At 39.6% G+C, this 1,123-nt stretch carries 1 protein-coding gene and 1 pseudogene; both read right to left on the minus strand.

The annotated features are described in order from the left end of the window. Positions 1–688 (minus strand): vWA domain-containing protein (locus AC1DDX_RS27675; protein WP_477623070.1); only part of this gene is annotated, 688 nt, incomplete at its 3' end. Next, positions 675–1,123: pseudogene (locus AC1DDX_RS27680) on the minus strand (hypothetical protein); the annotation flags it as partial. The gene AC1DDX_RS27675 and the pseudogene AC1DDX_RS27680, both read right to left, overlap by 14 nt.

Here is a 1,123-nt window from a genome sequence, read left to right on the forward strand (position 1 = left end):
CCCCAACTGTATAAACACGCACGTTCATTTGCTTGGCAATTTCGGCAGCAGTTACCGGAGGTATTGAACCACCCGTATTAGAGCCATCCGTAAGCAAAATAACCACCTTACTTTTTGCCTCGCTATCTTTTAAGCGATTAACAGCTGTTGCAAGGCCCATTCCTATCGCCGTACCATCTTCAATCATTCCATTATTAATTCCTTTAAATAAGTTAATTAATACATCATGATCAATGGTAAGCGGGCACTGCGTAAAACTTTCGCCGCTAAATACCACAAGACCTATCCGGTCATCGGGCCTGTCTTTTATAAAGTCTATAGCAATATTTTTTCCTGCCTCCAGCCTGTTTGGCTTTAAATCTTCAGAAAGCATACTTCCGGAAATATCAGTAGCAATAACAATATCTATTCCTTCTGTTGTTGTATTTTGCCAACTTAATGCACTCTGGGGTCTGGCCAGGCCAATAATTATTGCAATAAGGGCTAATGATTTCAATGCAATGCTATAATGCCGTAAAACACCATAGCCGCTTTTCTTTACACCCATAAAGGCCTTAACAGACGATATGCGCATTGTACCCTGAAGCTTCTTATTGCGCCAGATGTACCAGGCAATCATTAAAGGTACCAGCAGTAGTAACCAGAAAAACCCTGGATTAGCAAATTCGATTCCACTAAACAGTTTCATTTTGCGCTTTATTATCGGGTAATTGATTAATCTCTTTAGTGTTGGTCACAAAACTGATTGCATTCTCGATACTTTGCTCGTTTTCTGCGTTTAAAGGCATCCCTTTAGCAAACTTCACAAGATCGGCCAGCATTAATATCTGACGTAATTTACTCCTGTTTTGATCCGTAATTTCCATATGTCTTAAACCTGCAAAAATCTCTTCAGAGGTTTGCTCAAGTGCCTTAACATGATAGCGTTTTTCAAGATACTCTCTCAATATATCAGTAAGTTCAATATGGTATTGTTTAACCTCATCCTGCTGCCATAATTTTTTATCTCTTAAAACGGCTAGCTTATTTAATGCGGTTACATCTGCAGGTACCAATGGCTTAACCTCCACCTTAACCGGTTTGTTCTTCCTTTTCTGCCATAGGTAATAGATCACCCCTGCAA

This window comes from Pedobacter sp. 10L46_2, assembly GCF_056395165.1.